Raw genomic sequence first — 25,204 nt, forward strand, 5'->3', positions numbered from 1 at the left:
ATAATGATTGATAAATACAGCCTTGGTAACCCGTGTTTAAAGCTTGCGTCTGATTTAGCTGGTGAGTTACCACTATACATATATTTATCTGAAGATAAAAAGACCTTGCTTTACTCTAATTCGGTAACAGAACTGTTCGAAGATGCAAGAGTTACAAAGCCTCTAAAAGTATCAGATGAAGGTATCTCTTTTTTGCTACAAAGTAGTGTAATCCCGCCGCCGATGACAGCTTATCAAGGTGTTTTTATTGTAGGAATAGGTGATACAGCGGAGATAAAAACTGTAGATAATGAAATTGTTATAGATTTCAGGCATGAATTTCCTTTTATGGACAACAATAGAGAAGATTTTGATACTTACAAAAAACCTAATCTTGATGATATTGTAAAACTCTTAGCAGAAGAAACAGTAAGTAAATTAGATATAAGTAAAAAAACGTTTCTCTTTCATAGTGCAGGTAAGGACAGTAATAGCATTGCCATTGCGCTTGCCGAAGCAGGCCTACAGGATCAAGTCACATTGGTTACACATTGCTCTAAGGGTAATTTAGATGAGAGCCAAATTAGTAAAAATATTGCTAAACAATTGGGTTTTTCACATCAAGTTTTAAACGAAGTTGATGAGCTAAATAATGAGCACTTAAAATATATTGAAGAGTATTTTACAAAAGCACCATTTCCTTGTGTAGATAACTTATGCTTAGCGTATCCTTTATATGCTAAGCAACTCCCAGAACTATTCAATGCAAATATAATCTTTGGGGATGGCAACGACAGCCATATGATTAGCCCACCTTCTGCTAAAGATAGCTTAAAAACAAAAGTCAGTAATTTTAGCTCACGGTTTTCTTTTATTAGAAAGTTTATAGATTCAGAAAATAAATATAGTTCATTATTAAGAACACCAGCTGAATGGTTTGGACAATCTGGGTTTTCATTAAAAGATAGTTTAAAGGTTTTTCCAAATACAGTATCAACTTATGGGTACTGGAGAAAAGAGTCTAACTTGAGAAGTAGTTGGGATTTATTTTATTTTAAATCTGATATTTACTCTACACGTGTAATTAGCGAAAAAATGATTCGTAAACTATTTAACTTTTCAGATTACCTGGGTGCTCAAATAGTACTTCCCTTTGCAACTAAAAGGGTTGCAGAATATTTTGGAAAGATGCCTGAACAGTATTTATTTGATCGTAAAACTTTTAAAAATAAGCTTGTTTTAAGAGATTTACTAAAAGAGAAAATCAATATCGACTCTGATGAAATAGGCAAGATGGGTTGGTCTTATGATACTAAAGCAATCGTGAATAATAATTGGGATATTATTACAGCTGAGATAAGTAAATGTTCTTTGTGGGATCATAGTGAAGTAGACCGCATTATTCTCAGACTAAAAAAATCTATGGATAAAGATACAAAGTACTCCCAACTTTCATGCCGATTGATTTACCGACTCTACTTATTATCTATGTGGAAAAACAAATGCAGATATTTAAATGAAAGATAATAAAATAACACTTTTTGTTAGCTCTTTGGCCGGAGGCGGGGCAGAAGGGGTTTGTGTTAATGTAGCAAATGGACTAGCCAAAAACGGCTGGGATGTAGACTTAATTGTATTACATTTAAAAAATGCAGCTTATTTAGATCGTGTTAACGAAAACGTAAATTTAATATCGTTAAATGCAGGCAATGCAAGGTACGCTATTGTTCCGCTATTAAAATATATTCGCCAAAACAAAATAGAAAAAATAGTTGTATTTAAATATGAACTAGCGGTATTACTTATTCTATTAAAAAGTGTTTTAAGGCTTAACATAAAAGTCATAGCACGGAATATTAATACTTTTTCTCAATCTAGTGGCCAAGGTAAAGGGATATGGCGTAGATATATTGCCAACCCATTAATCCAACATTACTTTTGTAAAGCTGATCATGTAATAAATCAATGTGAAGCAATGCAGGAAGATTTATTAACTGCGTTTCCTGAATTAAAAGGAAGAACCAGTGTAATCTTAAATCCTGTAGCAAAGCATGTTGAAGACTATGCGGAAAACCATAATAAAGAAAATAATCACAAGCAGAACTATATACTCTGTGTAGGGCGTTTGGAGAAACAAAAGGCCTTTCATTTTGCATTAGAAGCGTTCGCTAAAATAAGTAATAACTACCCAGACTTACGACTAAAAATTGTAGGACAAGGTAGTCTTGAAAGTGAGCTTAAAAGCTTAGCAAAACAGCTTGAAATCAGTGAGAGCGTAGACTTTGAAGGCTTCCAACCTCACATGCTCGATTATTATTTAAATGCTAAAGTTACTTTATTAACTTCTATTTACGAAGGCTTTCCTAACGTACTCGTAGAGTCTATAACCTTAGGCACTCCTGTTGTTTCGTTTGACTGTCCTAGTGGACCAAGTGAAATAATAAACCAAGGGAGCAATGGCTACCTTGTAGAATATCAAAATATCGACGACCTTATATTCTATTTAGACAAAAGCTTAAATACTCAGTTTGACTCTAAAGTTGTAATGGAAACAGCTAAAAAAAATAAAGTGTCAGAAGTTATGAAAAAATATTCAGAACTCTTAAAGAATATCTAACTGGGTTAGTAGAATGACTTCAATTGAAAAGCAGTTAATAAAATACAGAAATACCAAGCTTATTTATAGTTTGGCGGTATTGGCTTTAGCATTTTTATATGCTTTGGTTCTATCGAATTACATTCCTATGGATGTGACTATAAAAGACCGACTAAACTACATCGAATATGCAAGCAATCCAGAAATAATATTTGTTAGATATTGGTCTAGCGGCGTAATTTCTAGCTTTTTTAACGAACCTGTGTGGTTGGGGTTAAACTTTATATTTAGCCGCTTCTTAACTCCAGAACAAGTTGTAGCAACAATAATATTTTTTTCAGCTTTTAGCTCTGCGTTTGTAATACTTAAAATTAACCCAAGGTACATCTTTTTTCTCGTTTTTATTTTACTTTTTCCACAAGTGATAACTAAATATGTAGTTCATATTAGGCAGGGGTTTGCTATTAGCTTATTTTTGCTAGGGTGGTTTTGCCAATCTCGTTCATGGCGATGGTTCTTCTTTGCTTTAACTCCATTAATACACGCGAGCTTCTTTTTTATATTATTTTTATATGTTTTTACTCACATTCTTAGAGATGTAAAGCTATCTAGTGACATAAGAACAATAGCGGTTATTTTATTCGGCTTAACGATAGGGGTAGGCCTAGGCTTTTTAGCCGGTGCAGTTGGGGCAAGGCAAGCAAACGTGTATGAATTTAGTGCTAGCTCGGTCAGCGGTTTAGGTTTTGTTTTATGGTTATGTGTTTTTACTTTGTATTACTTGCAAGGACGTACATTCGCCAAAAAGAATGCTTTTGCAATGAGCATAATAGCCTTTTATCTATCCACTTATTTTTTGATTGAAGTGACAGGGCGAATTTTCGAAAGCTCTGTCGTAATAGTACTATTAGCGAGTTTGGGCTTAACTTCGTGGCGAAGGCTTTGCTTTTTTGGATTAATAATATCGTTTACGTTAATTACGTGGATTCTCAGATTTAAAGAACCTTGGTTAGGCTGGGGTACAGGGTTGTAATGAAAAAAATTATTCATATTTCTACCGGCTTAGAAAATGGTGGTGCAGAAGGCGTTTTATACAGGCTTTGTAAAGGCGATAAGCACAATACTCATATTGTGGTCTCATTAATTGGTAGGGGTAAATATGCTGACCTATTGGAAGCTGAAGGAATTAGGGTTTACTGCCTCAATATGCCTTCAGGAAGGGTTTCTATTAATGGCCTATTAACCTTATATAGATTAATTAAACAGCAAAATGCTGACGTAATACAAACATGGATGTATCATGCCGACTTGATTGGTGGGGTAGTAGCTAAGTTAGCTCGAGCAAAATCAATTTACTGGAATGTACGACACTCCACGATAGAAATTGAACATTCTAAAAAGTCACTCGTGCTTGTCGCTAAAGCTTGTTCAATACTTTCTAAATGGATCCCAAAAAAAATCATCTATTGTGCTGAGCAAGCTAAAGTCACCCATGAGCAGTTAGGGTACGATAGTTCAAAATCCATAGTCATTGGAAATGGCTACGATTTAGAGTTATTTACCGTTGATAATGTAGGGGCACATACCTTCCGTAGCAGTATAGGTCTTGAGCAATCTGAATTGCTTATAGGTATGATCGGTCGATATAACCCGCAAAAAGATCATCATAATTTATTACAGTCACTTAACTTAGTAAAACGAGCTGGTTATTCGTTTAAATGCGTTTTAATAGGGCGAGAAATAGAGCGGAATAACCAGGTGTTATTTGAGCAAGTTGATAATTTAAATTTGACAGAAGAAATTATTTTATTAGGTCAAAGAACCGATATACCTCACATAATGAACGCACTTGATATAAATATTTTATCTTCATCTTTTGGGGAGGGGTTTCCAAATGTCTTAGCTGAGGCTATGGCCTGCGGGACACCATGCGTAACTACAAATGTGGGAGATGCTGGGTTAATTGTAAAATCGACAGGTTGGGTTGTTAGCCCAAAGAATCATAATGAACTAGCTGACGCTATTATTGGTGCTATTAAAGAAAAAGAGTTACAAGAAGAAAATTGGTTAAATCGCTCAAAGGCATGTAGAAAAAGGGTTGAAGATAATTTTAGTATTAATTCAATGATTAATAACTATCACGCAGCTTGGTCAATATAGTTTAACTATTAATTATCTGCGTCTGTATTTATTAAAATCAAACAAATAGGAAGTATTAAAATTTTTTCAAATTACCAACTTAGGGATAAAGCTAATGCCTAAACTTTTATTTTTAGTTAATGTGGACTGGTTCTTTATTTCACACCGTTTACCAATTGCACAAGAAGCGCTTAAACAAGGGTATGATGTTACCATAGCTTGTCATTTTACAGAGCATAAGCAAGAGCTTATAAATATGGGTTTTAATGTTGCAGAACTACCATTTAGTAGAAGTGGTGGCAGCATAGGTAATGAGCTAAAAACACTTAAAGCTATTCGTAACTTAATTAAGCAAGAGCAGCCATCGGTTATTCATGCTGTAACAATAAAGCCTGTTTTATATGCAGGGTTAGTATTAAAAACTATTAAACAAAAAATACCGTTTGTAGCTGCTATATCTGGCTTAGGCTATGTATTTACTGCTAGTACGTTTAGGGCAAAGCTAACTAAATTTATAGCATCAATGGTGTATAAAGTTGCGCTAGCTCATAAAAATAAAACGGTTATCTTTCAAAATAGATCAGATGAAAAAATACTAACAGATGTAGCTAAACTTGCAGCTAACGATAAAATACTTATTAAAGGCTCTGGAGCCGACTTATCTGTTTATAATCACATCCCTGAAATAAACCGCACGCACATTAAAGTAGCAATGGCATGTCGTTTATTACGTGAAAAAGGTGTTTACCAATATATTGAAGCTGCCAAAATAGTTAAGGCACAGCTCCCAAATACACAGTTTTTGCTTATAGGAACACCCGACTTAGAAAATCCAAATACAATAAAACAAGCTGAAATTGACAAGTGGGTTAATGACGGGGTAATCGATTATTTAGGGCATCGTAATGACATTCCTGCAATTTTCTCAGATGTAAACATTGTAAGTCTACCTTCTTTTTATGGTGAAGGCGTCCCTAAAGTACTTATTGAAGCAGCAGCCTGCGGTAGAGCGATTGTAACAACTACAAACCCAGGTTGTAGTGATGCCATAATTAATAATGTAACAGGGCTAGCTGTTCCTCCTATGGATGCAAAATCACTTGCCGATGCTTTTATTCAACTAATCAATAACCCAGAGCAACGTAAAGAAATGGGTGTTAAAGCCAGAATATTTGCAGAAAAAGAGTTTGATGTTAAAGCTGTCGTAGATACTCACATCAAAATATATAAAGCATTGCTGGATAATAAACTATGATCGCTATTACTGGTTATAGTGGTTTTGTCGGTACAGAGCTACTAAAAAAAATAAATACCGAAAAGCAGCACTTATTGCTCGGGAGAAAACCGATATCTGGCAATTACAAACATCAGTATTTTGACCTTAGTAACTCAGTTCAAAAATTAGATTTAAGTGGAGCTAAAGTGCTTATTCATTGCGCCGCTCGCGTCCACATAATGAACGATAACTCTGAAAACCCAATTGATGAGTTTAGAGCTGTAAATACAAAAGGGACTTTAAATTTAGCGACTCAAGCTGCCCAAGCTGGTGTTAAACGCTTTATATTTATAAGTACTATTAAAGTAAATGGCGAAAGTACAACTGGTCGTAAGCCTTTTAACGAACAAGAATGCTCCCCAGAAGACCCATATGGAGTTTCTAAAGCGGAGGCCGAGCAGCAGTTGCTCGCTCTAGGGCAACAAACAGGTATGGAAATAGTAATAATAAGGCCACCGTTAGTATATGGCGAAGGCGTAAAGGCTAACTTTGCATCTTTAATGAGATTAGTAAACAAAGGTTTTCCTCTACCTTTTAGATCAATAAATAAAAATAAGAGAAGCTTAGTATCTGTATATAATTTAGTTGACCTAATTAAAGTCTGTGTTGAACACCCAAATGCGGCTAATAAAGTATTTTTAGTAAGTGATGATCATGACCTTTCCACTGCCGAAATGGTACAATTAATGGCTAAGGTACAGGGCAAGTCAAACTTAGCACTTCCAGTACCAACAACGTTATTTTCAATAGCGGGCTCTATATTAGGCAAAAAACACGTAGTTGATCGTTTAATAGGCTCTTTGCAAGTAGATATTACGCATACAAAAGATACCTTAAAATGGACACCTCCATATTCAGTTGAAGATGGTTTTAAGTTATCAGCAAAAATTAAATAGGTTAGTTAATGATTCGTATACTCGACATTTTGTTTTCATTGGTAGGTTTAATACTTACTACGCCATTCTTAATTATTTTATATATCATTGGCCTATTCGATACTGGCTCGCCGCTTTTTATGCAAGAGCGCGTTGGTCGTAATAAAAAACCGTTTACTTTAGTTAAATTTAGAACAATGACAGTAGATACAGCCTCTGTAGCTAGCCACTTAGCAAGTACAGCATCTATTACACCATTTGGCGGTTTTTTACGTAAAACAAAGTTAGATGAACTACCACAGCTATGGAATGTACTTAAAGGTGAAATGAGCTTAGTTGGGCCGCGCCCCGGGTTATTCAACCAAGACGAGCTTACCCAAGCGCGCGAAGCGAAAAATATATACACAGTACGTCCTGGCATTACTGGCTTGGCGCAAGTAAACGAAATAGACATGTCTACTCCACAACTGCTAGCTGAAACCGATGCAAGAATGATTGCCACACTTAATTTAAAACACTACTTTACTTATATACTACAAACCGTCACAGGAAGTGGCAGTGGCGATAGAGTAAAATAGCTAAATTACATACACAAATTTACAAAAAGTAACCAAATACATAAAGACCATATAATCTTTTGCATATAGTCTTTAACTATTAAGTGCAATAGTTGTTCATCTTGTAGTAAAATTGTAACCAATAGAATAGTAGTATCACTGCTAGCTTCAGGGAAATGTATTGTGTTTTTAAAATTCTTAGTTAACTTGCCTCGCCCCCAAAAAAGAGTTGTATCACTTGTTGTAGATAGCATTTTTATTATTGTAGCTTTTTGGCTTGCCTTTTTACTTAGGCTTGACAGCACCGCTGTTTTAAAAAATACACACACATGGATTCTGCTGGCAACAGTATTACCGTTAAGCTTACTTAGCTTTGTAAAGCTTGGCTTATACAGGGCAGTACTTCGTTATATGAATACCCAAGCTATGTGGGCCATTATTGCAGGTGTTGTACTTTCTACCGTTTACTTAACCGTTTTATCTTTCTTTTTAAGTGCCCCTGTACCACGCACAGTGCCATTTATATACGCAAGTTTTTGTATTTTATTTGTAGGCGGAGCTAGGCTTACCGTTCGTGCAGTTGTTGGGCAAATTACAATGCGCCGTAAAGAAGGGGTTATAATATATGGCGCGGGGTCAGCTGGCCGCCAACTTGCAACTGCCTTAGCTAATGGCCCAGAGTACTCACCAGTTGCCTTTATTGATGATGATCCTAAAAAGCATTTATCACTAATACAAGGTGTTTGTGTTCATGCTCCATCTCAAATAGCTGAAATAGCAAAGCAAAAATGTGCTAATAAAATTTTACTTGCCCTGCCAAGTACTTCTAGAAGCCGTCGTAAGGAAGTGCTTAACGCAATCGAAAAGTTCAAGCTACAAGTTATGACCGTTCCTGGTATGGCTGATATTGTTTCGGGCACGACTAATTTAGATGAAGTTAAAGATGTTGAGATAGACGACCTGTTAGGTAGAGACTCTGTACAGCCTCGTCAAGATCTTATGTCGGCAAATATAGAAAACAAAGTAGTCATGGTAACAGGGGCGGGTGGCTCAATCGGCTCTGAGTTATGCAGACAAATAGTTAAAAATAACCCTACAAAAATAGTACTTTTTGAACTTTCTGAGTTTGCTTTATACGCGATAGAAAAAGAACTATCAGAGTACTGCACTGTAAATAACTTAAGTATAGAAGTACTGCCTATTTTAGGCTCAATACAAAATAAAAAACTGGTTGAATCAACATTCTCTACCTTTAATGTACAAACTGTTTATCATGCAGCAGCATATAAGCATGTACCATTAGTAGAACACAACGTAGTAGAAGGTGTTCGCAATAATATTTACGGTACTTACAATGTAGCCACGGCGGCAATAAACGCCAAAGTAGATACATTTGTTTTAATATCAACCGATAAAGCCGTACGACCTACAAATATTATGGGAACGACAAAGCGCATGGCAGAACTTGTGCTTCAAGGGTTGTCTGAGGTTCAAAATACAACACGTTTTACAATGGTACGTTTTGGTAATGTATTAGGGTCGTCTGGTTCTGTTGTTCCATTATTTAGAAAGCAAATTAAAGCAGGCGGCCCAATAACGCTGACGCACCAAGATATTACACGCTACTTTATGACCATACCTGAAGCTGCTCAGCTTGTTATTCAAGCTGGTGCTATGGGGGTAGGTAGCGATGTATTTGTGCTTGATATGGGTGAGCCAGTTAAAATTAAAGACCTAGCAACTAAAATGGTTCACTTATCGGGGCTTGAAGTTAAGCACGAAAAACGCCCAAATGGCGACATAGAAATAAAATGTACAGGTTTGCGCCCAGGCGAAAAACTTTTTGAAGAGCTCCTTATTGGCGACAACGTTATTGGCACAGACCATCCAAGAATTTTAAGTGCACAAGAAATAAAAATGCCATGGGATGAGCTTGAGCCATTCTTAGGAAAACTCAAAAACGCATGTGATGAATCTGATCATATTTTAATACGTAAGCTATTACTTCAAGCGCCTACCGCATTTTCGCCAACGGATGGTATATGTGACCTTAACTGGCAAGAAAAGCAAAATAGCCAAACAAATGTTACCGCTTTACCCAACGTAAGCGGCTCTTAAAATGGCTAGGCTGCAATAGTTTAATAATTTGCAGCCTATTTGTTTGAGCTAGCCTGACGCAAAATGTACCTTTACGTTCGGTATATATTTATTGTGTTATAGACACCTTACTTACTGTCATATTAAAAGCACTGCTTTTGCATATTAACCAAAATTGCGTGAGCAAGCTTCACGCCTACGTGGACTTTATACTCGGTGTATATTGTATTGTAGGCGCCTTGCTTGCTGGCGCATTAAAAGCAACGCTTTTACCTATTTACCAAATTGAGTGAGCAAGCTTCACGCCTACGTGAATTTTTATACTCGGTGTATATTGTGTTGTAGGCGTCTTGCTTACTGGCGCACTAAAAGCAACGCTTTTACATATTTACCAAATAGCGTGAGCAAGTTTCACGCCTACGTGGATTTTTATACTCGGTGTATATTGGGTTGTAGGCGTATTGCTTGCTGGCGCAAAAAAGCACCGCTTTTACATATTTACCAAATTGAGTGAGCAAGCTTCACGCCTACGTGGGGTTTTATACTCGGTGTTTATTATGTTGTAGGCGTCTTGCTTGCTGGCGCATTAAAAGCTTTTACAAATAAACACAATCCCAATACGGATATTTGTTTATGTTGTTTACTAACTTTGCGCGTAAAGGGTTTGCTATTATATATCTAGCTTGAGCTATTAAATCTTCATCATCTCTTATTTTGTGGTCATAATAATTTGATTGCCATATCTTTCCGTCTGTACCGTTATATTTATTAAATCTATAAGTTGTAATGTTCTTAAACTTTCTAACTAGGTTTGATAGTTCTGGGCTACGATTTAGTTGTAAAAGCCAATGTATATGATCAGGCATAATTACAAAGCAAATAGTGTTAAGCGAATTACTTTTGGAAAACACAGTAAGCTCTCTAGCTACTAACCGTGCATTTAAATAATTAGCAAATAATGGCTTACGGAAGTCGCAACATAAAGTTATGGAGTAAAAAGCATTAATGGTAGGGCACCTACCTTTTAAACGTTTATGTGTGTTAGCCATAGTTTTATTCCTTTTAAAGTGCTTTTTCGCGTGAGCAAGCTTCACGCCTACGTGAATTTTTATACTCGGTGTATATTGGGCTGTAGGCGTCTTGCTTGCTGGCGCACTAAAAGCAACGCTTTTACATATTTACCAAATTGCGTGAGCAAGCTTCACGCCTACGCAGGTATTTACACATATTTTCGAATAAGCTCTGTATTTACCCCTTACCTATCTCAATTTTAACACCTTCCCCCAACACCTCTTTATATTTACTTGCTAATGCGCGCTTTGCGTCTTCATCGCCGTGTACAATTTTTATATGGCTTGGCTTTTTACGCATGCCGGTTACAAATTTTACTAATCCGTTTTGATCGGCATGTGCGCTGTAACCACTAATGGTATGCACCTGTGCGTTAATTGTAATACGTGTATCGTTTATAAAAACATACCCATTGCGGGGGCCATATTTTTGTATATCGCGGCCAAGCGTCCCTCGGCCTTGGTAGCCAACAAACAAAACATCGGTTGTTTTGTCGCCTAAAAAGCGCTCAAGGTAATTAACTATTCGCCCGCCACTGCACATACCGCTGGCAGCTAAAATAATGGCAGGTGTTTGGCGAGAAGCTAAATAATTAATAATAGCGATATGCTCGCTATGGGTATCAATCGTGGTTAGGTTTTCAAAGTCTAGCGGGTGGCGGCCTTTGGATACTTTGCGCTTAGCCTCTGCATCCCATAAGTGTTTAAACTTAATATATTGCTCGGTAAAATTGGCAGCCATGGGGGAGTCTAAAATTACATGAATACTTCGCCAAGGCGATCCTTTAGCTGATTGATGTATTAGCTGCTCTAGCTCGTAAAGTAGCTCTTGTGTGCGGCCAATACTAAATGCCGGCACTAACACTACGCCGTTATCTGCTACTGCGCGTTCAATTACATTTTTTAGTGTTTGGGTACGCTCTTTTCGGCCTTGATGATTTTTATTACCGTAGGTTGACTCTATAACTAATGTGTCGGCCTTATAAGGAGGTTTTGGAGCCGGTAATAGCGGCGTGTAGGGGGCACCTAAATCGCCTGAAAACACAACCCTATGGCTTTTATCATTCTTTGTATTAATGCCAATGTCTATTTCTACATAGGCTGAACCTAATATATGACCAGCACGCTGAAACCGCGCTTTAGCTATTTGCACGTTGGCGCAAGGCAGCTCAAACCAAGTATTAAAATTAACCGCTATTATCTGCTTATTTAGCAAGCTTAAGCACGCATTTATAATTTTTATATCGCGGGTAACACCTACCTTTAACGCATCTTCAATCACTAGTGGCAGCAAGCTAGCCGAGGCAGGCGTAGTATAAATGGGCTCCTTAAAACCGGCTGCTAATAAATAAGGAATGCGCCCCACGTGGTCAATGTGGCAATGGGTAACAATAAGCGCGCTAATGTGCGCAATATCAAACTCTATTGATAAATCATCTTTTGCGTCTTCTCCCTGAAAAAGCCCGCAATCTATTAGCACGCTGGTTTTATTATTAATAACTAATTCGTGGCACGAGCCAGTCACGCCATTTACCGCTCCGTGGTGAAGTATTTGCATAGGGTATCTATATTTGTTTTTTTTAGGGTAAAGTTAAAAGTAGAGTTAAACAGCGGTTTAAGCAAAATTTAACTATGTTGTTATTGTTGGCACATTACTTGCCTGCGCATCAATTTTAGTTCACATAGCTTAGGTGTTTCTCTTATTTACTCCTCTTTTTCTTCTCTTTGTGCAATAGGTTTTTAAGTGATTAATTCATAAAGAGGTTAAAAGCACGCCGTGCTTTAGAGAGGAACGTTGTAGGCGTCTGGCTTGCTGGCGCACTTAGGCTTTATGCCGCGTTAAAGCAGTATGTCAAACGCGAGCTAAATTCACTGCTACTCACATGTTTTTAAGCTAGATTTAGTCTATATAAACACCAGCGGGAACAATAAATTCATTTGCTGCTGTTAACAAAGTAAGTGTGCATTTACCTTAAAGGCTATTTACTTAATAAACCTAAACTGTTTATAATTGCACGCTGTTAAAAATAATGTTGTGTTTGTTGCAATTGTGTATGTAGTAAGGATTGCTATGAAAAGTTGGTATTTAGTTACATGTAAACCTCGCCAAGAAGAGCGAGCAGCCACCAACTTACTTAATCAAGGCATTGAAGTTTTTTATCCAAAATTAACCACAGAAAAACTCATTAAAGGCAGGCGAACTGTTAAACAGTCTGCTCTATTCCCAAGCTACTTATTTATTTGCTTAGAGTCTCAAAACGGTAACTTTTCTGCTGTAAAAAATACGCGCGGAATTAGCGGGTTTGTAACTTATGGGGCTCATTACCAGGTTGTGCCAAAAGGCCTTATAGAACAACTTAAATGTGAGCGCACAGAATTTGCCGAATCAACAATACCAAAGGCAGGCGATACTGTGAGCGTTCACAACAACGCATTCAATAATATTACAGCAATATATAAAGAGCCTGATGGCGACATGCGTAGCATTTTACTAATTAACTTACTTAATCAAAAAATCGAAGTAAGTGTCGATAATAAAGATATTAGGCAGTAAAGATTAAAGGCAGAAGGTTAAAGCGTAGTTGTGCCTTTATATCGCAAAAATTAAGTAAATATCAGTACGTAGGAACTGCAACCTAGGGGCGGAAGCGTGCCCGAAGGGCTAGACAAGCAAAAAGTTTTGCTTTCAAGCTGGAGCGAGAGGAGCTCTGCGACGAACTGGAACGTGAAGCGTGCCCGAAGGGCTAGACAAGCAAAAAATTTGTAAGTTGAATTTTTACCTAATTGATAAAAAATAAAAACATTATTATCACCACAGAGAAGACAAGGAGAAGTGAAGGAGAAGAGCTAGTAAAGCTAATAACTTCTCGGTGCAGCGCGCAGCGCCTCTGTGCTCTCGGTGGTCAGATTGTTCTGCGGTTGAATTTTTACCTAATTGATAAAAAATAAAATATTATTATCACCACAGAGAAGACAAGGAAAAGTGAAGGAGAAGAGCTAGTAAAGCTAATAACTTCTCAGTGTAGCGCGCAGCGCCTCTGTGCTCTCGGTGGTAATTAATGTGTAACTTAAATAAGCTAGCAAGCAAATGCACAAGTGGCGAACAAAATATGTGCAACTTAAATAATTAGTCTATATTCCAAGGTGACAAATTTGCAAAGGATCGCCATGGAAGACTTATTAACTCAAAAAGTAATTGGTTGCGCCATTGAAGTACATAAAAACCTAGGGCCAGGTTTATTAGAATCAAGCTACGAGAGCTGCCTAATATATGAACTGCAGCAAACAGGTTTATCAACAAAAAGCCAAATAAAATTACCAATCAAATATAAAAACACAACCATAGATGCAGGGTATAGGCTCGATATATTAATCCCAAAGCAATTAATAATAGAAATAAAAACAGTTGATAAACTATTGCCAATTCATACAGCACAGCTAATAACATACTTAAAATTAAGCGGTATAAAAACAGGATTGCTCATAAACTTTAACCAAGTAAAGCTAATTGAAGGTATAAAGCGAATAAGCGTTTAATAGAAAAGCTGATAGCTTCAACAAATCGATTCGCGCTTGCGCGTAAACATACCTCATGCTTTAATTACACCGCTAAAAAAATAAGTACTCACCAAGGTTGGTGAGCAAGCGCAATATTTAAAATAATTTTGGGATTCTACAATGGCGTTAAGCTGTAAATCACTCGCAACTTCTCTCGTAATGCTAGCAATATCAGGTTGTACAATAGTACCCGGTAGCCATTTTGAAGGCATAGACTCAGGCGAAAAAACATATAACCTTGAGCAAGATCTCGAAAAAGTAAACATTCAAATTATCGACTCTCAGCTTTTAAACACACAAAAGTTAGAACAGGCCGCCGCTAAGCCTATTTCAAGTAATGCAGGTGTAAACACCAGCAACTACGAATACAAACTAGGTGTTGGCGATGTACTAACAATAGGCGTGTGGGATCACCCCGAGCTTACAATACCTGCTGCCGTACAGCGTACCGCAGAGTTTGATGGCTTTAGGGTACAAAAAGACGGCACAATTACTTACGCGTATGCGCCTAACATACCTGCCGCAGGCCGAACTATTAGCCAAGTGCGTGACGACCTAGTAAAGCGCTTAAGCCGAGTAATAGAAGACCCACAAGTAGATGTAAAAGTAGTGGGCTTTAGAAGCCAAAAAGCATACGTAACAGGTGAGGTAAATAAGCCAGGTGTTTACCCTGTAACCGAAATACCGCTTACCCTAATTGACGCACTAAACCAAGCAGGTGGCCTAACAGACTCAGCCGATTGGCGGACAGTTACTTTTACCCGAGGCGATAAAACAGAGGTCATTCAGCTTGATGATTTTTATGCCCACGGCGATATTTCGCAAAACCGTTTACTGCAACATGGCGATATAGTGCATGTAAGCCGTAACGATGCGCAAAAGGTATTTGTACTAGGCGATGTAAAAAAAGCGGGTTCAGTAACCCTTAATCGCTATGGTTTAAACTTAGCCGAAGCATTAAGTGATTCGGGCGGCCTAAATGAAGCAACAGCAGATGCAAACGGCGTATTTGTACTACGTAAAAGTAACGTAGAACAAACGGGCTATATTGCAAACGTATATCAGTTACATGCAAAAAATATTGCAGCAATGGTACTAGCAGAGCAATTTGAATTGCAGCCAAGCGACATTGTATATGTAACCTCTGCACCGCTTGCACGTTGGAACCGTGTAATAAGTTTATTACTACCATCGGTAGCATCAGTTGATAGCTTAGATGATATTTCATCAAACTAAGGGTTAAAGAATGTTTGATTCAGTTTTAGTAGTTTGTGCGGGTAACATATGCCGTAGTCCTACCGGTGAATATGTATTAAAGCAAAAGCTTGAAGGTAAAAATATTAAAGTTTCGTCGGCTGGGTTAACCGCACTTGAAGGTAAACCCGCCGATGCCACAGCAAAGCAAATTGCACAAGCTAATGGTGTAAATATGGATGCCCACCAAGGGCGCCAATTAACATCGGCTTTAGTGGCGCAAAACAGTGTTATTTTAGTAATGGAAGAACGCCATTTAAACGATGTACACGCTCGTTACCCAGAGGCACGCGGTAAAACCTTTTTACTCGGTAAGTGGATTAACAACGCCGAAATACCCGACCCATACCGCCAAAGCCAAGAGGCTTTTGAACACGTGTACACACTAATCGATAGCGCATGCAGCGCTTGGCAAAAGTATTTATAAGGAATGGCTAAATTAATGACTGCCCAGCCAAGTAATAAAAGTAAAAATACCGCACAACCAACTCAAGAAATCGATTTAATGGCCCTCCTTGGTGCATTGCTCGACCGAAAGTATTTTATAGCCGGTATAACCGCATTATTTATGTTTGTAGGTGTGGTTTATGCTGTATTAAGTACACCGGTTTACCAAGCCACCGCCATGATCCAAGTGGAAGATGGCGGCGCATCGGTCCCTGGGTTTGACGATATGGCCGGCATGTTCGAAAGTACATCGGCCGCAGTAACCGAAATAGAACTCCTTAAATCGCGAAGCGTTATTGGAGAGGCAGTAGATACATTAAAGCTTGATATAACAGCCGAGCCTAAGCTCTTCCCATTTATTGGTAATCGCGCTTACCGGAAGTTTATGCCAATGGAAGAGGGCGACCTAGCCGAGCCAAGCTTTGGTGCAAGTAGCTATGCGTGGGGCGGCGAAAGCATCAATATATTTAGGTTTGATGTACCTCGCACTGCTGTAAACCAAGAGTTCACACTTGTAGCACAAATAAATAATAGCGTAGAACTTTTAAGTAGTGATGGCGAACAAATACTCGCTGGTAAAGTAGGCGAGGAGCTTACCAATGGCAAGTTTAACTTAACAGTGCGTGAGCTTAACGCTCGCCCAGGTACTGAGTTTATACTAACCCGTAAAGATCGCTTAAATACAATACTTGATTTACAAGCAGCCATTGGCGCAAGCGAAAAAGGTAAAGACTCAGGCATCATAAATTTAAGCCTTCAAAGTACCAAGCCAAGCTACGCCGAAAAAGTACTTGATAAAGTAGCCGCTATTTATGTACGCCGCAATGTAGAGCGAAACAGTGCCGAGGCACAAAAGTCGCTTGAATTTTTAGAAGTACAACTACCTGAGATTAAAAAGCAACTTGAATACGCCGAGCAACGCTTTAACGATTACCAAATAAAACGCCAGTCTATAAACATAACGCTTGAGACCCAAGGTGTACTTGAGCAAGTCGTAAAGCTAGAAACCAAACTACAAGAGCTAAACTTAAAACGCTTAGAACTTGGCCGTAAATTTAAAAAAAATCACCCATCGTATCAGGGTATTATTGAGCAAATACAAGCAGTAGAAAAACAAAAAGACCAACTAATTGGCGAGGTAGGTAGCCTGCCCGAAACCCAACAAGAGCTACTACGCCTAAAGCGCGATGTTGAGGTAAGCAATCAAATATATACATTGCTACTTAGTAAAACCCAAGAGCTCGACATAGTGCGTGCTGGTACTGTGGGTAATGTACGTGTTATTGACTACGCAGAGGTAAACACCACAAAACCAGTTAAGCCTAAAAAGGCATTAATAGTGGTTATGGCGACTATGCTAGGCGGTATGTTGAGTATTGCAATTGTGCTTATACAAAAAGCAATGCATAAAGGGGTAGAAGACCCAAGCGAGATAGAAGCGCTAGGTATACCTGTTTACGCAAGTGTACCGCACTCAGATCATCAAGATAAGCTAACCGGCTTTGCTAAAGCACGCAAAAATAAAACCGCAAAAGCAAAAACCATACTCGCGCTCGATAACCCCGCAGACCTTTCAATAGAAGCGCTACGTAGTTTACGTACAAGCTTACATTTTGCGATGATGGAAGCTAAAAACAACATTATTGCTATATCGGGTCCAAGCCCTGGCGTTGGTAAATCGTTTATTTCGGTTAACTTAGCCTCAGTACTCGCACAAAGTGGTAAAAAAGTGCTTATTATTGACGCCGATATGCGCAAAGGCTATTTGCAAACACAGTTTGGCTTAAAATGGGACGACGGACTAAGTGATTACCTATCGGGGCGTTTAAACCTGGAGCAAGTTACTAAACCGACCAAAGTAGAAGGGTTAAATGTTATTACCCGCGGGCAAATACCACCCAACCCATCAGAGCTGTTAATGCACAGCAACTTTAGTAAGTTGGTTGAAGAGGTAAGCAACGCTTACGACATAGTAATTATAGATACACCACCAATACTTGCGGTAACCGACCCAGCTATAGTTAGTGCCCATACAGGTACTACATTATTGGTAGCACGCTTTGGCCAAAACCATTTACGTGAAATAGAATTAACACGAGATCGCTTTGATCAAAACGGTATAGATGTAAAAGGCTTGGTATTTAACGGTGTAGTTAAAAAAGCCAGCAATGCATATGGTTATTATGGCTATTACAATTATGAGTATAAATCAGGTGATTAGTTTTGAATAAAGACATACGTAAAGTCTTAGAAAATGGCTTTTCACTTCTAGTCTTACAATCTGGTAACTATATAGTACCACTAGTCCTTACGCCGTATTTGATCATCAAGCTTGGTGTAGGAGCCTTCGGCACTTTAAGCTTTATAATCGCAATTAACACTTTTTTTAGGGTTTTTGTTTCCTATGGATTTGATTTTACCGCAACAAAAGCAGTTGCAGAAAGCTCAAATGATTTAAGAATCTTAGGTAAGATTTTTACTGACGTAATATTTGCTAAGTCCTTACTGTGTATTATTAGCTTCATTATTTTATGCACTTTGATCTTTACAGTCGAGCAATTTACAGAAAACAAATTATTATTATTGTCTTATTTTATATTAGTAATTGCAGATGTGTTTTTTCCTGCTTGGCTGTTTCAGGGCTTGCAGAATATGAAAGTTATAACTTTTTTAAAACTCTTTAGTAAATTTACTTTTGTAGGCTTAGTACTTGTTTATGTCAACTCACCAGAAGATATTTTATACATTCCTTTGATTGAGGCGTCTATATCTATCATTATTTCATTAGCCTCAATTATAATTGCGGTTAGAATGTTTAAGCTCAAGCTTTATTCATTATCTTTGAAAAGATCTTTAGATTTATTAATAAGTGCACGCCATGTATTCCTTTCGAAAGGAGCAGTCTTATTCTATACAAGTTTAAATACGGTAATTTTAGGACTTATGTTTTCGAATGTTATTGTTGGGTATTATTCAATCGCTGAAAAAGTGTATATGGCCTCAAGAGAACTCTTTCGGCCATTTATACAAGCTGTTTTCCCTTACTTAGCGGGTTTTAGAAAACGGAGCTACACTTCTTTTAAAAAGTATGTTCAGTATTCCTTTCTAACACTCATGCTATTACTTTCAATATTTTCAGGACTCTTATTTATTTTTGGAGAGGCCTTATTGATTTTCTTAATCGAAGGGCCTGTTTCAGAAAGCTTACCCATACTAAAAGTATTTTCAATGACGCTTTTATTTGCTATCGGTGGGTTTCTATCCTCAATTTTAATACTTGAAGAAAAAGGAAGTGTATTAACTAAAGTCACTTTTACCACTGTGGTTGTAAATCTAATTTTGGTCTATCCAATGCTACTATTTTTTGGTGCTATTGGGCTTGCGTACTGTTTTTTTATAGTTCAACTTGTTCATTTCATTATCCAAATATATGTTAATAGGGAAATTCTAAAACGTGTTCATTAAAAAGTTTTATAATATAAGAGAGATGCTAGTTAAGCGCTTTTCTACTGCTAATAGATGGGTTAGTTATATTGGAGTAAGTTATGGGGCAAGATGTAAATTTAATAAAGGTATAACTTTTGGAAGTGAGCCTTATTTAACATCAATTGGTGATGATTTCTATTGTGCAGCCGGTGTGAAATTTATAACACATGATGGCTCTGTTAATGTGCTTAGAAATATTTATGATGAACTTACTAACGCTGATATTTTCGGAAGAATAGTTATTGGTAATAATGTTTTTATAGGCGCTGACGTTATAGTTTTAGCTGGGAGTGTTGTGGGAGATAATGTAATAGTTGGAGCTGGTTCAGTTGTTAAAGGAGTGTTAGATAGTAATTATGTATATGCAGGTACCCCAGCCAAGAAAATTTGTACTATCAAAGAGTATAAAGAAAAGAATCAAAATAAAATTTACCAAACTAAAAAGTTGAATAAAAAAGAAAAGAGAATTTTCTTAAGTGAAAAACTGTAATTTTTATAAGTAGAACGGCGAAACTGTAATGATAAAAAACAAAAGTGATTTGATTTATTACTTGAGACAAGATAAACAAGCTTTGAAAGTAAAAGGAAGTATTAAGGATTATTTGTTTAACGATATCTGGAAGTTTCAAAAACTCTTGAGAAAAACAGAATATTATAGCAATACTAATAAGAAAATCAGAACAATTTTTTATCGAATTGCCCTATATCGTATGTCACTTAAGCTTGGCTTTTCTATTCCTATAAATACTTGTGGTGCAGGCTTATCTATAGCGCACATAGGCACTATTGTGATAAGTGGTAAAGCTCGAATTGGTGAAAATTGTAGGATTCATGTATGTGTTAACATAGGGGCATCAGCCCATGATTCGCATGCTGCACCTAAAATAGGTAATAATTGTTACATCGGACCTGGTGCAAAGCTGTACGGTTCAATAGAGTTAGGTGATAACATAGCGATCGGTGCAAACTCTGTCGTGAATAAAAGCTTTAATACGGAAGGGGTAATAGCCGGTGTACCTGCAAGAAAAATATCAGAACAGAAGTTGGTCAGGTGATAATGACTAAGCTAGGGTCTGATTCCTTTCGTAACTTTTTATTAATCTTTTGTATATTTATATTATCATTAGAAAATCATGGAAATATACGCTTTATTTTGTGTATTCCTCCTGTTATTTATTTTATTTTTTATGCCTTTTATGTAAATTTCAATAAAGCTACTCTTACTGCTTATATAAAGCTCTTCTTATTTTTGATCCTAATATCTGTAATATCTTATCTCGGTGGGCTATCTTACAAAGAAAATATGAAAGCTTACTCTTTATCAGATTTTTTTTATGCTACAAGCTTTAAATTATTAATAGTCTATTTTGCTGTCAATACCTTAAACAATAAAAAAAATAATTTGGTTTTGATATTAAATAAAGTATTAGCTATTCATGTTACCTTATTTTTTGTACAGTTTATTTTAGTTTACACCTCAGGTTATTATTTAGATTTCTTAGAGCCATTTACAGCTGAAACCTCACGATACACGTGGGGGGTAAGCGTTCCTGTGATTGGGGCTACATACCGCCCTACAGGTTTTTTTAATGAACCCTCAACCTATTTGTCAATAGTCTTCTCATTACTATGTGTTAAATATTATTTTACAGGTTTTTTGACGAAGGTAGATAGATTAGTAATTTTAAGTTTGTTTTTAAGCTTATCCTTTGCCTCAATAGCTATCGCGGTAATCTTCTTAGTTTTAATAAATTTGAAAGGGAAAAAGATATATAGATATTTACCCCCTATTACCGTAATCATATTATTAATTATACCTGTAGTTATAGATTTATATGTTATGAGGACATCAGGTAGCTATGATGCATTAGGAATTAGGTATAGGTTATTTGATATAGCTATAAGTCAGAGTTGGTTAGAGATAATGTTTGGGAATGGTCCTGTCGGTGTTCCTGATGCATTATCTTACCTTTTTCGCTCTGATACTATATCTTGGACTAAAGAGGGAGTAGCGGCTATTAATGATAACGGCTTAGCTTTTTTTCTTTTTTTGAAGTTTGGTGTAATCGGTATTATAGCTATTATTTACTGCGTATTTAGTAGAGGACAAGGTATGTTACGGCCTTTATGCTTAATGCTACTTTTTCTTACAAAAATAAAATTCACTAGTGCTGTTTTTATATTTATTTTATTTTTAATATTAATTACTGATAGGGAAAAGAGTGATGGTTTATAGTTTCTTGATAAATTCATTGCATGGAGGCGGTACAGAGAAAGTTTGTTTGCTACTTGCAGAGGAGCTTACTAAAAATGGAGATTTAGTAGAAATATATATATTTGATCACAGACCAACAACCCCTTTGGACGATACTGGCGTAAAATATATATATTTAGGTAAAAAGAGTACCTTAAGTTCATTCCCTTCACTAATAAAATTACTTAGTACTTTTAAAAGTAAGTCGGTATTGGTTTTTAATCATGAGTTAGCAATTATGTTGTTTTTAGCTAAGAAGATAACATTTTCTCGAATTAAAATAATATCTAGGATGAATAATACATTTTCTCAAACAATTAAGTTTAAGAAATATTCATATAGGCTAGTTATGAAATTTCTTATGGCGTGCTTTTATAGGTATATGGACTTTTACATTTTTCAGTCTAAGGGTATTAAAGCAGACTTGATAGATAACTTCTCAGTCAAAGGACCCAGTATACAAATCCCGAATCCAGTTAATATACCTCCAAAAGAACTATCAACTGTTATAAAAAAAAGTACTAAAAATTTACTTTATGTAGGGCGGTTGGTTAAACAGAAAAATGTACTGGATATTTTGTTAGTTTTTAAAGAGATGAGCAGGTTTGATAATGATTTAAAATTAACAGTCGTAGGTGATGGTAGCGAAAGGAAGAGTTTAGAATCTTTTTGTGAGCTTCACAGCCTAAATAACAAAGTATCTTTTGTGGGGAAAGTTGATGATGTTTCTAATTATTATAGGGATGCTTCATTAACGCTGTTGACATCTTTCAATGAAGGTTTTCCAAATGTGCTACTAGAATCTATAGCGGCTGGTACTCCAGTTGTTTCTTATGATTGTCCAAGTGGGCCTTCTGAGATAGTCCAGGATAATATAAACGGATTTCTCGTAAATCATTTAGATAAAAATCATTTAAAAGAATCTATTATAAATGCACTTGAATTTGATTGGGACGAAAGTATTTTAAGGTCAAGTATTTCTATATACGAGTCTTCAAATATAGTTCGAATTTATAAAAGGGTATTGTTACAAATTGAAAGCAACCCTTCGTGAAAAACGAGCTATTTTAGCTTAATTTATTAGGAATTATAGGTGTCTAATGACAAAAAACGTAGTAATTGTTCCCGCATGTACTGATTTGAATAGAGGTGATCAGGCTTTAGTTTGGGAAACCGCTTATTTAATGAGGGATGCTCTAGGTGATGACGAGTTATCAGTTGATATTGTTGACTATGGTAATACCGAAGCTGATCGAGCCAGGCAGTCAGCTCAAACAAAAGCTGAAGGCTTCAATGTTATAAGGAATTTAACGGAAAACCCTAAAAGGTATGTTAATAATTCTTCAGTGCATAATAAACTGTCTGCTTTTTTTATCTCTGCTACGGTTGCTTGTTTAGATTTTATTAAACACTTTATTCTTTTACTTTGCCCAACAGAATTAATTATTAATCTGTTTTATAGAGGGAAAGGCTACAAAGAGAGTTTTGAAAGAATTAAACGAGCTGATGCTATAGTTATTAAAGGGGGCGGATATTTGCATACTTATGGGAAAATAGAGGATCTATATTATCTTTGGTTTGGTCTTTATTACGTTCTTCTCGCTAAAAGATTAAACAAGAAAGTTATTATATTCCCGAACTCTATTGGACCTATTACGGGGGGGCTAAATCGCGCTTTCTTTAAGTATGTGATTAGGAAGGTTGATTTATTATTAGTTAGAGAGAGAATATCGAAGGAGTATCTCAGTTCGATGGGTATTAGTAATGCTATATACGCTTACGACTTAGGTTATTACTCCAAAAGTAAGCCTATATCAGATAATAAAAAGAACCTGGATGATAATAAAGCTAAGAAAATAGGTATAACATTACGGCCATATCGTTTTCCTAAATCCGCAAATCCTGAGGAAAAATACTCTTCATACATAAAAGCTGTTGCTGACTTTTGTAATAATAATATCGATGGTAGGAAATATTATTTTATAGTGCAAGTACAAGGCCCAAGCGCTCATGAAACTGATTTAATTGCTATTAATGATGTATTAAAAATACTTTCGGATGATGTGGTTTATGAATTAGTTGATGATTCTTACGATTACAGAGAGCTACTAGATGTTTATTCAAAAATGGATTATGTGATAGGTACAAGGTTTCACTCAGTTATTTTTTCACAAATAATGAATATACCTTCTATTGCAATTGCTTATGGTGGCAACAAAAGCAGAGGGATAATGAGAGAACTGGATCTTGAAGAGTTCGTCGTTGATATTGAAGAAGTATCTTGCTCTAAGCTAACTGACATGATGAGAACTCTAGAAGCATCTAAGGAAGATTACTTAGGAAAACTTAAAAGTGGGATGGCTATTATTGAGCAAGACAGAAATAACTTGATCAATTTGATTAGAGAAACCTTTTAAAACTAACCACTAATTTAATTATATGAGTATCTAATATGGTAGTAGGCTTTTTTCACGATCATAATTTTATCAGTAATGGTCATAATATTTATACTACGGGAACATTGAGTAGTACTTTTTGGGAGCGATATTTAGAGCATGATGTCGAAGAGTTGATTGTCTGCTGTAGGAAATCAGCAGAGGTTACTACAGATAACCTAGTTTTATCTTCTACTGACAAAGTTAGTTTCAATTTTTCGCCTAACTTATCAAGTCCTAAATGCTTATTTTTTGGTGCTGATCATCAGGTCGTGAAAAATCAAGTAAAAAAAGTTGATTTGGTAATATGTCGTCTACCCAGTGAAATTGGTTTTGCAGCTGTTAAAGAGGCTAAGAGACTGGGTAAGAAAGTTGTATGTGAAGTAGTTGCATGCCCATATGATGCGTTGAGCTATCATGGAAGCATAACAGCGAAACTTTATGCGCGGTTAATCAAATATAGGATGAAAAAGTGGGTTTCAGTTGCAGATGGTGCGTTATATGTAACTAAGTCTGAATTACAGGCTAGGTACCCATGCTACGGATTAACTGAAAATGCTTCTAATGTTGAACTAGATAGTATTCACTATGATACTCTCGATTTCCGAAGTGAAAGATTTAATGCAAGAAAGCAATGTAAGTCTTTAAAGTTTGGTATCGCGGGAACTTTAAAGAATGATACCAAAGGTATTCATATAGCTATAAAGGCTCTAAAAAATATACCCGGTAGTCTCCATGTAATTGGAGCTGGAGATCCTTCAAGGTATATTCGGCTAGCAAAAGAGTATGGTGTCGACTTTCAATATGAAGGCTTTAAAGCTAATAAAGCTGACGTATTAGATTGGTTTAAAGATATAGATGTATATCTTCAGCCTTCTTTTCAAGAGGGGTTACCTAGGGCAACAATAGAAGCGATGAGTACTGGTTGTCCTGTACTTTCTTCTGATGCAGGTGGGCTTAGTGAGTTAGTACGGGGTAAATACATTCACTCTAGAGGTGACTTTATTAAACTAAATAATGACTTAACTGAAGTGGTGGAAAGTTACAGTCTTGAAGATGATACTAAGCGAAGTCTTAATATAGCCAGAGAATATCTCTCTGACGTACTTAAAACTAAGCGAAGAAAATTTTATAAAAACTTTATAAATTAAGCCTTACAATTTATTTAATTAAAGTGATTT

The 25,204-nt window shown here is 36.5% G+C and carries 22 protein-coding genes; 20 read left to right on the forward strand and 2 right to left on the reverse strand.

All coding sequences use genetic code 11. The annotated features are described in order from the left end of the window. Positions 1–3 precede the first annotated feature (3 nt). From PSH54_RS03705 to PSH54_RS03740, 8 genes are all read left to right on the forward strand, one after another. Positions 4–1,506, forward strand: a complete 1,503-nt coding sequence (locus PSH54_RS03705; protein ID WP_273605520.1) for a hypothetical protein — start codon at positions 4–6, stop codon at positions 1,504–1,506. Continuing rightward, positions 1,496–2,596 (forward strand): glycosyltransferase, encoded by a 1,101-nt coding sequence (locus tag PSH54_RS03710; RefSeq protein WP_273605521.1) that lies wholly within the window; start codon positions 1,496–1,498, stop codon positions 2,594–2,596. The genes PSH54_RS03705 and PSH54_RS03710 overlap by 11 nt, the downstream gene beginning before the upstream one ends. A 13-nt stretch (positions 2,597–2,609) precedes the next feature. Then, positions 2,610–3,608 (forward strand): EpsG family protein, encoded by a 999-nt coding sequence (locus tag PSH54_RS03715; protein ID WP_273605522.1) that lies wholly within the window; start codon positions 2,610–2,612, stop codon positions 3,606–3,608. Then, the gene (locus PSH54_RS03720) at positions 3,608–4,735 is read left to right on the forward strand and encodes a glycosyltransferase family 4 protein (RefSeq protein ID WP_273605523.1); all 1,128 of its coding nucleotides are present in this window, start codon (positions 3,608–3,610) and stop codon (positions 4,733–4,735) included. Before PSH54_RS03715 ends, PSH54_RS03720 begins: the two co-directional genes overlap by 1 nt. A 94-nt stretch (positions 4,736–4,829) precedes the next feature. Beyond that, a complete protein-coding gene (locus PSH54_RS03725) occupies positions 4,830–5,969 on the forward strand; it encodes a glycosyltransferase family 4 protein (RefSeq protein WP_273605524.1) in 1,140 nt (379 codons plus the stop codon). Further along, on the forward strand, positions 5,966–6,886 hold the full coding sequence (locus PSH54_RS03730; protein WP_273605525.1) for a UDP-glucose 4-epimerase family protein: 921 nt from the start codon (positions 5,966–5,968) through the stop codon (positions 6,884–6,886). Before PSH54_RS03725 ends, PSH54_RS03730 begins: the two co-directional genes overlap by 4 nt. Positions 6,887–6,894: 8 nt before the next feature. After that, positions 6,895–7,443 (forward strand): sugar transferase, encoded by a 549-nt coding sequence (locus tag PSH54_RS03735; RefSeq protein WP_273605526.1) that lies wholly within the window; start codon positions 6,895–6,897, stop codon positions 7,441–7,443. A gap of 162 nt (positions 7,444–7,605) precedes the next feature. After that, on the forward strand, positions 7,606–9,540 hold the full coding sequence (locus tag PSH54_RS03740; protein WP_273605527.1) for a polysaccharide biosynthesis protein: 1,935 nt from the start codon (positions 7,606–7,608) through the stop codon (positions 9,538–9,540). 575 nt (positions 9,541–10,115) lie between these two features. On the opposite strand, the gene PSH54_RS03745 is transcribed toward PSH54_RS03740, so the two are convergent. Both PSH54_RS03745 and PSH54_RS03750 read right to left on the reverse strand, forming a co-directional pair. Continuing rightward, entirely contained in the window at positions 10,116–10,568 is a 453-nt protein-coding gene (locus PSH54_RS03745) for an REP-associated tyrosine transposase (RefSeq protein ID WP_273605528.1), read from the reverse strand. Between the two features lie 199 nt (positions 10,569–10,767). Then, positions 10,768–12,147, reverse strand: a complete 1,380-nt coding sequence (locus tag PSH54_RS03750) for an MBL fold metallo-hydrolase RNA specificity domain-containing protein (RefSeq protein ID WP_273605529.1) — start codon at positions 12,145–12,147, stop codon at positions 10,768–10,770. Between the two features lie 513 nt (positions 12,148–12,660). Between PSH54_RS03750 and rfaH the strand changes: the two genes are divergently transcribed. The 12 genes from rfaH to PSH54_RS03810 all read left to right on the forward strand — a co-directional run bounded on the left by rfaH (position 12,661) and on the right by PSH54_RS03810 (position 25,174). Then, complete coding sequence (gene rfaH / locus PSH54_RS03755; protein WP_273605530.1) at positions 12,661–13,143, forward strand: transcription/translation regulatory transformer protein RfaH; 483 nt, start codon at positions 12,661–12,663, stop codon at positions 13,141–13,143. Between the two features lie 614 nt (positions 13,144–13,757). Continuing rightward, a complete protein-coding gene (locus tag PSH54_RS03760) occupies positions 13,758–14,126 on the forward strand; it encodes a GxxExxY protein (protein ID WP_024032455.1) in 369 nt (122 codons plus the stop codon). Positions 14,127–14,267: 141 nt separating this feature from the next. Continuing rightward, positions 14,268–15,383, forward strand: a complete 1,116-nt coding sequence (locus tag PSH54_RS03765) for a polysaccharide export protein (protein ID WP_273605531.1) — start codon at positions 14,268–14,270, stop codon at positions 15,381–15,383. Between the two features lie 10 nt (positions 15,384–15,393). Continuing rightward, positions 15,394–15,828, forward strand: a complete 435-nt coding sequence (locus PSH54_RS03770; RefSeq protein ID WP_138686047.1) for a low molecular weight protein-tyrosine-phosphatase — start codon at positions 15,394–15,396, stop codon at positions 15,826–15,828. Between the two features lie 15 nt (positions 15,829–15,843). Beyond that, on the forward strand, positions 15,844–18,069 hold the full coding sequence (locus PSH54_RS03775) for a polysaccharide biosynthesis tyrosine autokinase (RefSeq protein ID WP_273605532.1): 2,226 nt from the start codon (positions 15,844–15,846) through the stop codon (positions 18,067–18,069). Positions 18,070–18,071: 2 nt separating this feature from the next. Continuing rightward, the gene (locus PSH54_RS03780; protein ID WP_273605533.1) at positions 18,072–19,313 is read left to right on the forward strand and encodes an oligosaccharide flippase family protein; all 1,242 of its coding nucleotides are present in this window, start codon (positions 18,072–18,074) and stop codon (positions 19,311–19,313) included. Then, positions 19,303–19,824 carry an acyltransferase gene (locus PSH54_RS03785; protein ID WP_273605534.1) on the forward strand — a complete coding sequence of 174 codons (522 nt, stop codon included), beginning with the start codon at positions 19,303–19,305 and terminating at the stop codon, positions 19,822–19,824. The genes PSH54_RS03780 and PSH54_RS03785 overlap by 11 nt, the downstream gene beginning before the upstream one ends. Before the next feature lie 28 nt (positions 19,825–19,852). Continuing rightward, complete coding sequence (locus PSH54_RS03790; RefSeq protein ID WP_273605535.1) at positions 19,853–20,389, forward strand: serine O-acetyltransferase; 537 nt, start codon at positions 19,853–19,855, stop codon at positions 20,387–20,389. A gap of 2 nt (positions 20,390–20,391) precedes the next feature. Beyond that, positions 20,392–21,570, forward strand: a complete 1,179-nt coding sequence (locus PSH54_RS03795; RefSeq protein ID WP_273605536.1) for a hypothetical protein — start codon at positions 20,392–20,394, stop codon at positions 21,568–21,570. After that, on the forward strand, positions 21,560–22,642 hold the full coding sequence (locus tag PSH54_RS03800) for a glycosyltransferase (RefSeq protein ID WP_273605645.1): 1,083 nt from the start codon (positions 21,560–21,562) through the stop codon (positions 22,640–22,642). Before PSH54_RS03795 ends, PSH54_RS03800 begins: the two co-directional genes overlap by 11 nt. Before the next feature lie 46 nt (positions 22,643–22,688). Next, a complete protein-coding gene (locus tag PSH54_RS03805) occupies positions 22,689–24,005 on the forward strand; it encodes a polysaccharide pyruvyl transferase family protein (protein WP_273605537.1) in 1,317 nt (438 codons plus the stop codon). A gap of 35 nt (positions 24,006–24,040) precedes the next feature. Continuing rightward, positions 24,041–25,174, forward strand: coding sequence for a glycosyltransferase (locus tag PSH54_RS03810; protein WP_273605538.1), 1,134 nt, complete (start codon positions 24,041–24,043; stop codon positions 25,172–25,174). Positions 25,175–25,204: the final 30 nt, after the last annotated feature.

The sequence above is a fragment of the Pseudoalteromonas sp. Angola-30 genome, from assembly GCF_028599215.1.
Lineage (GTDB): Bacteria > Pseudomonadota > Gammaproteobacteria > Enterobacterales > Alteromonadaceae > Pseudoalteromonas > Pseudoalteromonas atlantica.